Annotated in this window: 8 protein-coding genes and 1 pseudogene; 7 read left to right on the plus strand and 2 right to left on the minus strand. The window is 46.0% G+C overall.

Translation table 11 applies throughout. The features are described from left to right. The first annotated feature begins 41 nt into the window (after positions 1-41). The 3 genes and pseudogenes from HQN88_RS06965 to HQN88_RS06975 all read left to right on the plus strand — a co-directional run bounded on the left by HQN88_RS06965 (position 42) and on the right by HQN88_RS06975 (position 5645). The gene (locus HQN88_RS06965) at positions 42-1541 is read left to right on the plus strand and encodes a glycoside hydrolase family protein (RefSeq protein ID WP_173109535.1); all 1500 of its coding nucleotides are present in this window, start codon (positions 42-44) and stop codon (positions 1539-1541) included. Then, positions 1538-2561, plus strand: a pseudogene (locus HQN88_RS06970) (Gfo/Idh/MocA family protein). The gene HQN88_RS06965 and the pseudogene HQN88_RS06970 overlap by 4 nt, the downstream one beginning before the upstream one ends. A gap of 1089 nt (positions 2562-3650) precedes the next feature. Next, a complete protein-coding gene (locus tag HQN88_RS06975; protein ID WP_173109536.1) occupies positions 3651-5645 on the plus strand; it encodes an RICIN domain-containing protein in 1995 nt (664 codons plus the stop codon). A 72-nt stretch (positions 5646-5717) separates the two neighbouring features. On the opposite strand, the gene HQN88_RS06980 is transcribed toward HQN88_RS06975, so the two are convergent. Further along, on the minus strand, positions 5718-6590 hold the full coding sequence (locus HQN88_RS06980; protein ID WP_173109537.1) for an NAD-dependent epimerase/dehydratase family protein: 873 nt from the start codon (positions 6588-6590) through the stop codon (positions 5718-5720). Between the two features lie 339 nt (positions 6591-6929). On the opposite strand from HQN88_RS06980, the gene mgrA reads away from it, so the two are divergent. From mgrA to HQN88_RS06995, 3 genes are all read left to right on the plus strand, one after another. Beyond that, a complete protein-coding gene (mgrA, locus tag HQN88_RS06985) occupies positions 6930-7919 on the plus strand; it encodes an L-glyceraldehyde 3-phosphate reductase (protein WP_173109538.1) in 990 nt (329 codons plus the stop codon). A gap of 18 nt (positions 7920-7937) precedes the next feature. Then, complete coding sequence (lacZ, locus tag HQN88_RS06990; protein ID WP_173109539.1) at positions 7938-11075, plus strand: beta-galactosidase, LacZ type; 3138 nt, start codon at positions 7938-7940, stop codon at positions 11073-11075. A gap of 152 nt (positions 11076-11227) precedes the next feature. Then, the gene (locus tag HQN88_RS06995; protein ID WP_173109540.1) at positions 11228-11830 is read left to right on the plus strand and encodes a DUF1349 domain-containing protein; all 603 of its coding nucleotides are present in this window, start codon (positions 11228-11230) and stop codon (positions 11828-11830) included. A 252-nt stretch (positions 11831-12082) separates the two neighbouring features. Here HQN88_RS06995 and HQN88_RS07000 read toward each other — a convergent pair whose 3' ends face one another. Then, positions 12083-12577, minus strand: coding sequence for a hypothetical protein (locus HQN88_RS07000; protein ID WP_173109541.1), 495 nt, complete (start codon positions 12575-12577; stop codon positions 12083-12085). Positions 12578-12870: 293 nt separating this feature from the next. Between HQN88_RS07000 and HQN88_RS07005 the strand changes: the two genes are divergently transcribed. Beyond that, positions 12871-13788, plus strand: coding sequence for an ABC transporter permease (locus HQN88_RS07005; protein WP_173109542.1), 918 nt, complete (start codon positions 12871-12873; stop codon positions 13786-13788). Positions 13789-13803 lie beyond the last annotated feature (15 nt).

Consider the following 13803-nt stretch of genomic DNA (forward strand, 5'->3'; position numbering starts at 1 on the left):
TGCCGTGGAATTTATGCCAATAATGGAGAGGTGTCGCTACGATGATTACTTACACGAAGCCAACATATACGACAACAAGCTCGGATTTTCAGTTACAGGTAGACCTGAATAATGTTACTGTTGAACATTTTTTAGACTATCATTATGCTCATTTTTCTTATTCAGGTACATCTACAATAACTATCACGGCAAGTCAGCCAATTACAAGTTATGATATAAGTCCGCACAGTAGGGGGATTACCGGGAACATAAGTGGGAATCAGCTGACTTTTACGATAGATAGCGACTCGGTCAAGCCATCCTATTTGGTCATACAAATCAATGGCTTGGAGAAGCTGGTTATTCTGGCGGACCCATTGGAAAGCAACGTCCCCCCATCTTCGGGAATAGGTATTTATAATATTATCCATGCGCCTTATCAGGCAGACAACACTTGGACAAGCGATGTTACAGGTATCATCCAACAGGCGATTGATGATGCCTCTGCCGCAGGCGGGGGAATCGTTTACGTTCCTGTTGGCGTGTACAAAGTGAAGGACATACTCTACATCAAGAGTAATGTCACTCTGTATCTACAAGGCGGGGCTGTTGTCAAGTCAAATCCAGACAGAACCCTATATGATTTTACGAGGAGTAGGGAAGGTAAAATATTCATTGATCCCATGATCAAGATCGACCACGCACATCATGCCAAAATAATAGGACGAGGCACGCTGGACGCAAGCGGCATCGCGATTATGGATAAGGATCGTACATCATCAACTTATCTCGGGTACAGAAGAAACGTTATCGTAGGTAACCATTCCGATCATGTTACGATAGAGGGAATTATTATCAAAGACTCAACTACATGGACGATTAACGGTATCCAAGGTGGCGAAGGATTTACGGTCAGACATGTTAAGATTATCAATCACAAAAATGCCGACCAATATAAAATCATGAATGATGGTATTGATTTATGCGGAACTAGGAACGCCATTGCGGAAAAGAACTTTGTCATGACCGTGGATGATGCTCTCTGTGCAAAATCAACAATAACGGACTATGCCATGTATAATATTCGTTTCAAAAACAATATTGTATTCTCGTCCTGTGCGGGTCTCAAAGCGGGTCTGCAATCCCACAGCCCCATGTATGATGTCTGGTTTGAAGATAACGACGTCGTTCAGGCGCGACGAGGTATTGTGGTAGAAGCAACTTCGGGCAATCAGCCCATGAGTGATATCCATTTTGTAAATACAAGGGTGGAAAACTATGTGTTTACCTCCATGGGGAAAAGCATTCCTGTAGAAATAGAAGCGGGTACAGCACCAGTGAAAAATGTTTATATTGATTGCGCTTATTTCGAAAAGGAGGCTTTTAACCCCATACATTTGTATGGCTCAAGCGATACAAATAATGTAACCAATGTTACGTTTAACGATTTAAGCTTGTGTGGGGATGTCATTACGAATAGCTTGGATACACGAATCATTGTGGGTATCCAGGCATCAGATCTAACAGTGAAGGGACACGTAAAGGAGTCGAACCAGTCATGAACAAAATCAAAGTAGCGATTGTGGGCTGTGGGTCCATTTCCAAGAAGAGACATATTCCTGAATATGCAGCGAATCCGAACGTTGAATTGGTAGGCTTTTGCGATCTAATTCTGGCGAGAGCCGAAGGCCATGCACAAGAACACGGCGGTAGAGCCTATACCAACTATGAAGAAATGCTGAGGGTGGAAAAGCCGGATGCGGTTAGCGTTTGTACACCGAACGTGCTTCACGCTCCCTATGCAATTGCCGCAGCGAACGCAGGGGCACACGTGCTTGTGGAGAAGCCGATGGCTACGAACGAGGCGGATGCTTTGGCTATGATTGAAGCGGCCCGAAAGAACGGCGTGTTCTTGATGGTGGGTCAAAACCAACGGCTGATGCCGCCTCACCAAAAAGCGAAAGAAATTTTGCAATCAGGTAAAATGGGGAAAGTCCTTTCCTTCCGTACATCCTTCGGTCATGGGGGGCCTGAAGGTTGGAGTATGGATGGTCGCGATAGCTGGTTCTTCCGCAAAGAAGAGGCCATTATGGGCGCGATGGGCGACCTCGGCGTACACAAATCGGATTTGATCCGTTGGATGCTCGATGACGAAGTAGCAGAAGTCGCTGCTTTCGTGAGTACGCTGCACAAAGCAGGAACCGATGTAGACGATAACGCGACTTGCGTACTGCGTATGAAGAGTGGAATAATCGGCACGTTGGTTGCCAGCTGGACGTATTATAAAGGCGGCGATAATAGCACCATTTTGTGGTGCGAGAATGGCGCTATGCATATCGGGACGCATCCGGTTTGATCAAGTTATTGTGCAGCTTCGCGACGGTACCGTTGAGAAGTATCAGGTCGGCGTGATGGCGACGAATGAGAAGCAAGTGTCTAGCGGCATCATGGACGCTTTCGTGGAAAGTATTGTTACGAATACGCCACCGAGCATTTCCGGTGAAGAGGGTTTGAAGTCGCTGGCAGTTATTCTAGCTGCTTTCGAATCGCAGGATTCGAAAAAGGTTGTTTCTTTGTCCTGATTTATTTCAGAGAGATCCACGCAATTATGCGGGGTCTCTTTTTTAATAGAATTTATATGATTGGGTTTACGAGAGTCACGTTAGGGGGTTGTGGAAGCGGCCTCTTTTCTAAAAAATGGATAGGAGAAAGACTTCACTTGGGTTAACCGTTGCTGTTGGGATAAGAGCAGCAGAGGGAACCAGTTATGATGTAAGGTTAGCTTTCATTTTTTCTGCGTTACGGACAGAGGAGCCGTTATTAATAAGAAAAGCAGGGAATCCACATGCTAACGGACGCCACGGCCGTTATTGAGTCTCTTGCTACACATTTTGGCACACAAATCAGTCAATAGCGACTTTGGTGTCCATTAAAAATCAAAACTGCCTCATTTTTAGCTATTAGAGGATGTCATGTCTGTTAGAAAATCAACCATCCTCTTTTCGCGATACTCTTTAGGTTTGGGAATATGCTCGCCTGTTTACCTTGAAACATTGACAACCCACCCTATACACATCAGATTGGGTTTATACCAAGGACCTGAGGCAGAGCCTCAGGTCTTTCTAACATGGCCTACCATCAACGAATTTAGTGCATAAAAGTAACGATATTATTACCTTTTTATTGGTAAATATTTGCCATAGAATGAAGCTGTTTGCGAACGCTTACTTTTGGTTGAGGAGGTGTTTCCTGTTAACCTTCCGGCATTACAAATCCGGAGCGTAGCGAGTACCTGATGAATTAACATGGCGGTCACGAATTACAAAATTACCAACGCGAACTCTGGTAATACTGTTGAAGGTTTCGGTGGTGGTACGACTAAAGTAGATATTAGATCAGCCAATAAACCTGATTTACATGACATTGCTTGTGGACGAAGCGTGTACTGACTGTTCTTGACCCACACGATATACGAAAATAGAACATAAAAGTAACGAGTTTATTACATTTTTATTGATGGATCAATGCCATAGAATAAATTTGTATCCTATTTGCAAGCGCTTACTAGAGAGGGGGTATTCCATTTCATCGATCATGAATTACATAGTTATGGCACATAGGTTAAATGTTTGAATTATGAGCAATTACCATCATCTGGAGGCGATATAATAATGTATGTTAGTAAAGTTGATAACCGAATCGGAAATTTGTTGACAAAACTTATCGTGGTTGCTGCTCTAATCTTTAGTTTCACAGTTAGCATGGCTCAGCCTGCATCAGCGGCTACCGTCGTGACTTATCCTTCGTACTTCGGTACAAGCTCGGCTTACACGTTGAAAGTAGATTCGACTACTGTCAGGGTTGCCAGACAGTTTAATTATTCCTTTGCTCAGTTGTCTTATTCCGGAATAGCAACATTTAAAGTAACGGCTTCGGAAAATATTACTTCCTATAATATTAGTCCTCATAGTTATGGTATCGAGGCAACGGTAAGCGGAAAGGATCTAACTTTTTCTCTTCCTCAAGCTGGGTCTCGGTACTTAGTGATCAAGATCAATAACCTGGAGAATCTTGTTATTATGGCTGATCCAGTGGAAACAGATGCACCAACGCCTAATGGCGGAAGCGTGAAAAGCATTATGGATTATTCGGGCGTGGATAAAACAGGCGGTAATTTGATGACGTCCAAAATCCAACAGGCCATCAATGATGCGAATGCTCGTTCCAGCGGAGGTACCGTTTATTTCCCTGCTGGTATTTACAAATTTTCTCAAATTGAACTTAAAAGTAATGTCACACTTTATTTAGCTGCTGGTGCCATACTTCGTGGTTCATCGGATGTAAACGATTATGATTTCACTAATACCATTTTTACCAATGCCAACATCCGTATCGTTGGGGCCTCTAATGTAGCTATCAAAGGAAGAGGGATGATTGACTCCAATGGGACGACGCTCACAACGGGCGATAGTGGACCGAATCGAGAATATATCATCCATTCTTACAAAGACGCAGCGGGTACGAAGCCGAATAATCTAACTTTCGAGGGTTTCACACTCAGAGATGGCACAACTTGGAACTTTAGAATTCAAGACGCTACTAATGTCAAAATTAATAATGTGAAGATTATCAATAACGTCAACTGGATCCATGGTGATGGTTTCGATCTTGTTAATACTTCCCATGCTGTTGTGGATCAATGCTTCGCCTATACCGGCGATGACGTTTTTGATGCGAAAGCATCGACAGAAGAACCGATGACGGATGTCGTATATAAGAATTCGGTTGCTTTTACTGAATCAGCAGGTACGAAGGTAGGTATGCAAGGAAATGCAGACATTAGCGATGTTTGGTTTATCAATATTGACGTGATCCAGGGCTATCGTGGTGTTAGTGTGGACCATGACCAAGGGAATGGGGTATGGGACGATATTCATTTTATCGATATCCGCACGGAAAGGATTTTTAATAATGGAACCAGTGGCCAATTCAGAACGTCTCCTCTTCTCGTCTGGACGGCCAAATATAGTGGTAGCGAGGTTGGTCCTGTCAGCAATATTGAACTGACTCGCGTTAGCTTTGAGGATACCAGAAATTTTCATTCTTTCATTCAAGGTTATGACAGTTCTAGCAAAGTTTCCAATGTAAGCATCACGGATTTAAAGATGAACGGCAACTTAATCACGAATGCTTCTGAGGGGTTAATCGATATCGGTGCGAATACATCCAATATTACGTTTAACACAAATCCTACAACTAAAAAGATTATGAATGCAGATACAAGTAAAGCTGTTGAAGTTTTCGGTGGATCTACGACGGATGGAGCCAAAATATCGCAATGGGATTATAGTGGTGGCAAGAATCAACGGTGGCAGCTTGTTGATGTTGGCGGCGGCTACTATAAGATTAAAAACCTCAAAAGCGGAAAAGTTCTAGAAGTGACAGGTGGTTCTACGACGAATGGAGCTCTAGTCGCTCAATGGACGGATAATGGCGGAACCAATCAGCAATGGCAGATCGTTGGCGTTGGAAATGGATACTCGAAGCTCATTAATCGCAAGAGCGGTAAAGCATTAGATAGTGGTGGGACGACGGCTGACGGAGCTCAGCTTACCCAGTGGACAGATAATGGTGGAGACAATCAAAAATGGCAGTTGATGGAGTAAATTAGATATGTAGTGAAGCGTTGGGTGTGGGTGAAGTGCGAAAAAGAGAGGCTTACTGCCTCTCTTTTTCCTTTACTCTTGCTCCATCAGCTTATATTGAGGTTCCCAGTCTAATAGTCTTTTCGCCTTTGCGTTGGAAATAAGAGATGTTCTTCCATCTAGCGGGGAGCGAATATCTTTGATGCCGGGTAGGTATTGTTCGACTAACTCCTGGGTAAGCCGGTTCGACGAACTATCATCGGCAGCAATGATCAATGCCTCCGCGCCAAGCCCATCCGCTTCAATGGCTTTCAGACATGCAGAAGCAACGTCTCTTGCATCGATATAAGACCACAGGATTCGTAAACGCGCTTCCGTATCATCGAAGTTGGCTTTCAGCTGTGCATAGCTCTCGGGGACAAGAATATTCCCTAGACGGAAACTAACAACCTGCATGCCGGTACGCCGGTTGAAAGCCTGCGCGGTTACTTCGTTCACAACCTTGGACAAGCCATAGCTGTCTTCCGGAAGCTGGGGATGTTCTTCGTCGATCGGCAAATACTGAGGCTCGAAAAATTCGCTGGCAAAACATATGCCATAAGACGACTCACTCGAAGCGAGCACGACTTTTCCAATGCCCAGGTTTGCAGCAGCCTCCAAAATATTGTAGGTGCTCATGACATTATTTCGGAAGCAGATATCGTTCGTATGCGTATAGGCTTGAGGGATAGCGGCAAAATGCACAATACCCGCCACCTCTTGCCTGCTCCGGGTGCTAAACTGCGAAAGCGCGTTATGCACTTGTCCCAAATCATTGAGATCTGTAATGATCGTCTGACAGATGGGCTCCGTTGGAGCCTTGACGTCCAAATTAATGACTTCGTAATTATGTTGAACAAAATGTTTTAATATCCACTGACCTGCTTTACCACTGCCACCAGTAATAATGATACGTTTTTTCTCCATAAGTCCTCCTTAGGCCGAATCAGCCGCTCCATCAATCAATTGTTTGCTTCACAGCTAGTATACAGGGAAAGAAAAGAATCCATAAGAGCTGAAAAGTTTGTCAGTTAGTAACGTTGGAGTAAGTAGGCAAATAAAAATTTGGACATTCACGAATATAAGACATAAAAGAAACGAGTTTAGTACATTTTTATTGATGAACGTATGCCATAGAATGAAATTGGCTTATAAGCTAGCGCCGGAATTATTAACTTGTGCAAAGAAAATACGAAATTGAAATAATGGAATAGGGAACTCTTTGTCCATTGACAAGGGGTTCTCTTCCTAAATGGAGGTTGTTTTATGTCTTATGCACCTAGAAATGAACGATATTCTAACATGACGTATACAAGGTGCGGCAACTCAGGTCTCAAACTGCCTGCTATTTCCCTCGGACTTTGGCAAAATTATGGTGGTGTAAATGACTTGGAAACCCAACGAGAAATGCTGCGCCGTGCATTCGACCTTGGTATTACCCACTTTGACTTGGCCAACAATTATGGGCCGCCTCCAGGAACTGCTGAAGCGAATTTTGGCAGCCTATTTAAAGCTGATTTCGCTCCTTACCGTGACGAGTTAATGATATCTACAAAAGCAGGTAATCCGATGTGGGCAGGCCCTTATGGAGATGGTGGCTCTAAGAAACATATGATGAGTAGCTTGGATCAAAGCCTTAAGCGATTGGGACTTGATTATGTCGATATTTATTATTCACACAGATGTGATCCAGAGACACCTATGGAAGAAACGATGCGAGCACTTGATTTGGCAGTACGTCAGGGAAAAGCATTATATGTAGGTTTGTCTAATTACAGCGCAGAGGAGACCAAACAGGCGGCTGGCATTTTGAAGGAACTGGGTACGCCATGTCTGATCCACCAACCGAAGTACAATATGTTTGATCGATGGATAGAACGTGGGCTGCAGGATGTACTGAAAGAGGAAGGAATGGGGTCAATCGCCTTTTCACCTTTAGCCAAGGGACTCCTGACTAGCCGATATCTCACAGGAATTCCTGCCGATTCAAGAGCTGCGAGTTCAAGTCGAGCTTTGAGCGTCAATGCCATCACAGATGCGGTTATGTCCAAGATCATTCGTTTGAATGCTATTGCGCTTGAGCGTGACCAAAGTCTTTCTCAGATGGTCATCGCTTGGGTACTGAGAGAAGGACGCGTCACCTCGGCTCTCATTGGTGCAAGTAAGGTAAGCCAGATCGAAGATAACGTTGCTGCGCTGAAGAACATGAATTTTAGTCAGGAAGAGTTGCTGCGTATTGAGGAAATATTGACTTAGATGGGAGTTGGATTGGATATGAATAACGATTGGGAAAATCACAAGCTGTTGCAGCGGAATCGGCTGCCAGCCAGAGCAGCATTCATACCGTTCGCTGATGATGAGAGTGCTTTGTTCAATGAACGGGAGTTATCGCCTTACTATGTTCCGTTAAATGGGAATTGGAAATTTAATTACGCGCCGACGCCAGCACATGCCCCTTTGAGCTTTCACCTGGAAGCGTTCGATGCGAGCGACTGGGATGATCTTTCAGTACCATCTTGTTGGCAGATGCATGGCTATGGCAAGCCGCATTATACGAACGTCGTTTACCCGTTCCCGGTTGTCCCGCCGCTTGTGCCGACCGACAATCCGACGGGTTCTTACCGTCGTGAATTTACAGTTCCGGCTGGCTGGAGCGGGCAGCGGATAACGCTTCATTTTGAAGGGGTAGACAGCGCGTTCTTCGTATGGGTGAATGGGAAGGAAATTGGCTTCAGTAAGGGCAGCCGCATGCCGTCGCAGTTTGATATTACCGATTTCGTGCACGAGGGGACGAATGTTCTTGCTGTTCGCGTTATGCAGTGGTCAGACGGCTCTTATATCGAGGATCAGGATATGTGGTGGCTGAGCGGGATTTTCCGCGATGTGTACATGACAGCAGCTCCGCAAACACACTTATATGATTTTTCCGTTCGTACGCTGCTTGATAGCGAATACCGTGACGCCTCGCTTGAAGTCAGATTAAGCTTGCGCAGTAGTAATGGAGAGAAGAAAGCAGTTCGTGTCGAGCTGCAACTGCTCGATGCATCTGGGAGACAGGTTGAAGGTGGTCTTGCAGAGGGATTCGTAACAGGCGGTGTTTTGAAGCAAGAGCAAGAGAGCTTATTTACGCTACCTATCGTCAAACCTAGGAAATGGTCTGCCGAAGATCCGTATTTATATAAACTGTTGATTCGGGTAATTGATGAAACTGCACAGCAGGTTACGTCTACCCGTGTTGGATTTCGTTCTATCGAATTGAGTGGCGGATTACTACTTGTTAATGGGACGCCAATTAAGTTCAAGGGAGTCAATCGACATGATCATCATCCCGACCTTGGACGTACCATACCTATTGAATCCATGCTACGAGATGTACTTCTGATGAAGCAGCACAATATTAACGCTGTGCGCACCTCCCATTATCCAAACGATCCACGCTTCTATGATCTGTGTGACGAATATGGGCTTTACGTCATCGACGAAGCTGATTTGGAATGCCACGGCTTTCATCGGACAGATAATTCGAATCAATTGAGCGATGACCCTGAGTGGGAACCGGCTTATCTAGATCGGATTGAACGGATGATTGAGCGGGACAAGAATCATCCATCCATCATCCTTTGGTCGCTTGGGAATGAATCGTACTACGGCTGTAATCATGCAGCGATGTACCGCTGGGCTAAGGAGCACGACCCCACACGTCTGGTTCACTATGCAGAAGATAGAGAGGCCGCGACGGCCGACGTGTACAGTACGATGTATAATAGGATTTGGCAGCTGCACGAGCTTGGCCAACGTGAAGATTTGGACAAGCCCCATATCGTTTGCGAATATGCGCATGCCATGGGCAATGGTCCAGGCGGTTTGAAGGAGTATTGGGAAGTCTTCTATACCTACAAACGGTTGCAGGGTGGCTTCGTGTGGGAATGGGTGGACCAAGGTATCCGGCAGCGGACATCGGACGGTCAGGAATTTTTCGCCTATGGAGGTGATTTTGAAGAAACACCAAACGATATGAATTTTGTCATCGATGGACTTGTTAATCCTGATCGAGTTCCATCGGCAGGCTTACTCGAGCTCAAGAAGGTAATGGAGCCTGTTATCATTGAAGCGTTGGATGTGCAGGCTGGAATGGTAATGCTCACGAATCGATACGATTTTGTACATTTAGATCATCTACGACTTGTTTGGCATGTCATGGCCGATGGGAAAGTCGTAAGCTCGGGTAAGAGCGAACTACCTGAGATTGCGCCAGGATCTACGGGCGTTGTGAACATTCATTATGTGCTGCCAGAGCGATTACAGCCTGCGACCGATTATTGGTTGAATGTCGGCATTGTGCTTGATGCGGATACGACGTGGGCTGATGCTGGCTTCGAGGTTGCGTGGTCTCAGTTTGAACTTCCTAACAAATCGGAGATCAAGCCTACCATTGAATTGTCTGACTACGCGCCACTATCTGTTACGAAGAATGGCGTGATGCTGGAAGTGCGGGGCGGTGAATTCGAACTTCAGTTTGATTGTGTTTATGGCATTATCGCTGGCTGGAGTCAGGGCGGTGTCCGCCTGCTGGAGGAAGGACCAAGGCTCGATTTGTGGCGCGCTCCGACGGACAACGATATGCGACCGATCGGCGATTGGAGGACCTCCCTCGCAGATGATCAAAGAGCAACCGTCCTATGGAAGCTGAAAGGGCTGCACTGGCTGCAGCATCGTGTCATGAGTGTGGACTGGAGTCTTAACGGAAGCGGAACGATCGTTACGATTACTTGCAGGGTACGTGTGGCGCCGCCGATTCTCAAATGGTCGGTAGATACGTTATATACGTACACGATTTATGCCAACGGAGACGTGACAATTGCCGTAAACGGATCGATTGAGGGCGGCGATGCTCCGGCTACGTTTCCTCGTGTCGGACTGCGTATGGCACTGCCGAATGGCTGTGAGCGGGCGGAGTGGTACGGTCGCGGTCCTGGCGAAACCTATGCGGACTCCAAGCAAGCCGCGAAGTTCGGCATCTATCGGCGTACTGTACGCGAGCTGTTCACCGAATATATCGTACCGCAGGAAAACGGCAATCGTACCGATACACGTTGGCTCGCTATGACGAATGAGCAAGGAGCAGGTCTGCTTGCGACAGGGTCTCCGCAGTTCGGGTTCACCGCTCGTCGCTATACGAGCGATGACCTAGAGAAGGCGAAGCATACGTATGACTTGAAGGAACGTGATCGTATCTTCTTGCACCTGGATCTTGCGCAGAACGGCATCGGCAGCGCCAGTTGTGGTCCAGGTGTACTTCCGGAGTATGTGTTGAAAGCGGAAGATTTTCACTTCCAAATCCACCTCACACCGATGACCTCCGGGTCGGGTTCGCCAACACAACTTGTTAAGCGTGTGCCGCTGGTTCGCTAGAATATGACTAACCCCGCTGCTCACGCTTACTCCTGCAGCGGGGTTTTCGATGATACACTGCTGGTCTCGAGTTTAAGTGACATTCAAGGTATACTACAGAGTGAGCACAGCATGACTGTCCAATCAAAAAGTAGGAAATGGCGGGATTTCAAATGAAGCAAGTTGAATTTACAGGTAGTGACATAGGCAGCCCAGCATTAGAAGGAAGTACGAAGCAATTGGTTGATGGCTACGAGGTACAAGCAGGAGGGGCAGATGTTTGGGGCTTAATGGATCAGTTCCATTTCTCTCATCTCGTTTGCGAAGGAGATTTTGATATCAAAGTTCAGTTAGTATCTTTAGAAGCGGCGCACTTATATACGAAAGCAGGACTCATGGCGCGCGAATCCTTAGATCCGGATAGTGCACATGCTTATTTCGTTGTTTTTCCTGACAATAGTCCCCGAAACAAGAACAATGGGGGATATGAATTTCAATATAGGTCGATGAAGCAAGGTGATAGTGCTGCAATCTATCCAGATGACTATACATCGGAACCCCCGCTATTCCCAGTTAATTATCCGGATACATGGTTAAGGTTGCAACGAAGCGGCAGTGATTTTCATGCATGGTATAGTGCGAATGGTGTGGAGTGGGTACGTTTTTCTTCAAAAGTTGTAGCATTAAACAATTCCTTATTGGTTGGACTTGCCGTTACTTCACATGATGAGAATAAATCGACAAGGGCGATTTTCAAAAATATTTCCTTCGTATAAATAGCAAAGTAGTCAATCCTCATGGAACCTAGCACTGGAAAGACTTGCTAGGTTTTTTTTGTCGTACATGCTGAGATTCAGCTCGCTTGCAGCGCGAGCGCTGCGCTGTAAGGCCCGAAAAGGGCCTTACAGTCGCGCCTACTCGCGCGAATTCCCGCTGTAGCGCCCAAAAATGGCGCTACAGCCCAGGATCCCGCACGCCCGAGCGCCAGCGCTGCGCTGTAAGGCCCGAAAGGGGCCTTACAGTCGCGCCTACTCGCGCGAATCCCCGCTGTAACGCCCAAAAATGGCGCTACAGCTAAAATCCCGCACGCTCGAGCGCCAGCGCTGTGCTGTAAGGCCCGAAAAGGGCCTTACAGTCGCGCCTACTCGCGAGAATCCCGCTGTAGCGCCCAAAAATGGCGCTACAGCCCAGGATCCCGCACGCTCGAGCGCTAGCGCTGCGCCGTAAGGCCCGAAAAGGGCCTTACAGTCGCGCGTTCTCGCGAGAATTCCCGCTGTAGCGCCCAAAAATGGCGCTACAGCCCAGGATCCCGCAAGCTCGAGCGCCAGCGCAGCGCCGTAAGGCCCGAAAAGGGCCTTACAGTCGCGCCTACTCGCGCGACTCCCCGCTGTAGCGCCCAAAAATGGCGCTACAGCCCAGGATCGCGCTCGCCCGAGCGCTAGCGCAGCGCTGTAAGGCCCGAAAAGGGCCTTACAGTCGCGTGTATTCGCGCGAATCCCCGCTGTAGCGCCTAAAAATGGCACTACAGCCCAGGATCCCGCGCACCTATTCACTCTCTAGCTCATCTAGTTCACTCTCTAGCTCACCTATATCACTGAATCCACTCGCCCAACCTCGCCACCAATCCTACCAATAACGAACATATTACATAAAAGAGACGATATTATTACATTTTTCTTGATGTTGTTATGCCATACAATAAAAACATCAAATAACATTGCGAAGCACAATCAATAAAACGTTTTCAACAAGGAAGGAAGTCGAAATACAGCCAACAAACCTAAGACAGAACTTATCGCTTCAGGAGGAAACCGAAATGACAAACAGTGAGAAACTACACAGAAAAATTAGAATTAAAGAAAACATACCTTTGTATACCATGATAGCACTGCCACTTTTGTTTTTTATTATTTTTGCCTATGTACCCATGTTTGGCGCGGTGATTGCTTTTAAGGATTATCGATTCATAGACGGTATTATGGGAAGTGACTGGGTAGGGCTTCGGAATTTCAAAATGATATTTGACCAGCCACACACGGTAGAAATCATCAGGAATACGTTAGTGATTAGCTTGCTAACCGTCCTTGTTTCATTCCCGTTTCCAATCATATTAGCCATTCTGCTCAATGAAATAAGAATGAAATGGTTCAAAAAAGCCTCGCAAACGGTTCTATACTTGCCTCACTTTTTCTCATGGGTCATCGTAGGCGGTATTATTATTAACGTTTTCTCTGTTAAAAATGGCCCCATCAACTTTATCATTGAATACTTTGGCGGCGAACCTATCCAGTTTTTATTTAATCACACAGCATGGATGACCATTTTCCTGGGAAGTGGGATTTGGAAAGATGCAGGTTTTAATGCCATTATCTACTTAGCAGCACTTTCGAGCATAGATCCTACGTATTACGAAGCGGCGGTTGTCGATGGCGCTAACAAGTGGAAGCAGATTACGAAAGTTACCCTTCCTAGTTTGGTCCCAACCATCGTCCTAACGTTTATCTTAGCAACTGGGAAAATTATGGAAGTTGGATTTGATCGGATTTTCGTTCTTCAAAATCCAGTTGTAAAGAATATGACGGATGTTGTGCCCACCTTTATTTATGAAATGGGTATTCAACAAGGCGAATTTAGTTTAACGACAGCCATGGGATTGTTCGATTCTGTGATCAGTTTAATCCTTGTGCTTGTGGCGAACCGATTAGCCAAGATGTCAGGGAATGCCTTATTTTAAACGACTAACAACTTA

The organism is Paenibacillus qinlingensis, from assembly GCF_013204845.1.
Classification (GTDB): domain Bacteria; phylum Bacillota; class Bacilli; order Paenibacillales; family NBRC-103111; genus Paenibacillus_E; species Paenibacillus_E qinlingensis.

What these genes read in the sequence shown, in the direction of transcription:
- HQN88_RS06965 (WP_173109535.1), top strand. Translation starts at nt 42, where the DNA reads ATGATTACTTACACGAAGCCAACATATACGACAACAAGCTCGGATTTT.
- HQN88_RS06975 (WP_173109536.1), top strand. Translation starts at nt 3,651, where the DNA reads ATGTATGTTAGTAAAGTTGATAACCGAATCGGAAATTTGTTGACAAAA.
- HQN88_RS06980 (WP_173109537.1), bottom strand. Translation starts at nt 6,590, where the DNA reads ATGGAGAAAAAACGTATCATTATTACTGGTGGCAGTGGTAAAGCAGGT.
- mgrA (WP_173109538.1), top strand. Translation starts at nt 6,930, where the DNA reads ATGTCTTATGCACCTAGAAATGAACGATATTCTAACATGACGTATACA.
- lacZ (WP_173109539.1), top strand. Translation starts at nt 7,938, where the DNA reads ATGAATAACGATTGGGAAAATCACAAGCTGTTGCAGCGGAATCGGCTG.
- HQN88_RS06995 (WP_173109540.1), top strand. Translation starts at nt 11,228, where the DNA reads ATGAAGCAAGTTGAATTTACAGGTAGTGACATAGGCAGCCCAGCATTA.
- HQN88_RS07005 (WP_173109542.1), top strand. Translation starts at nt 12,871, where the DNA reads ATGACAAACAGTGAGAAACTACACAGAAAAATTAGAATTAAAGAAAAC.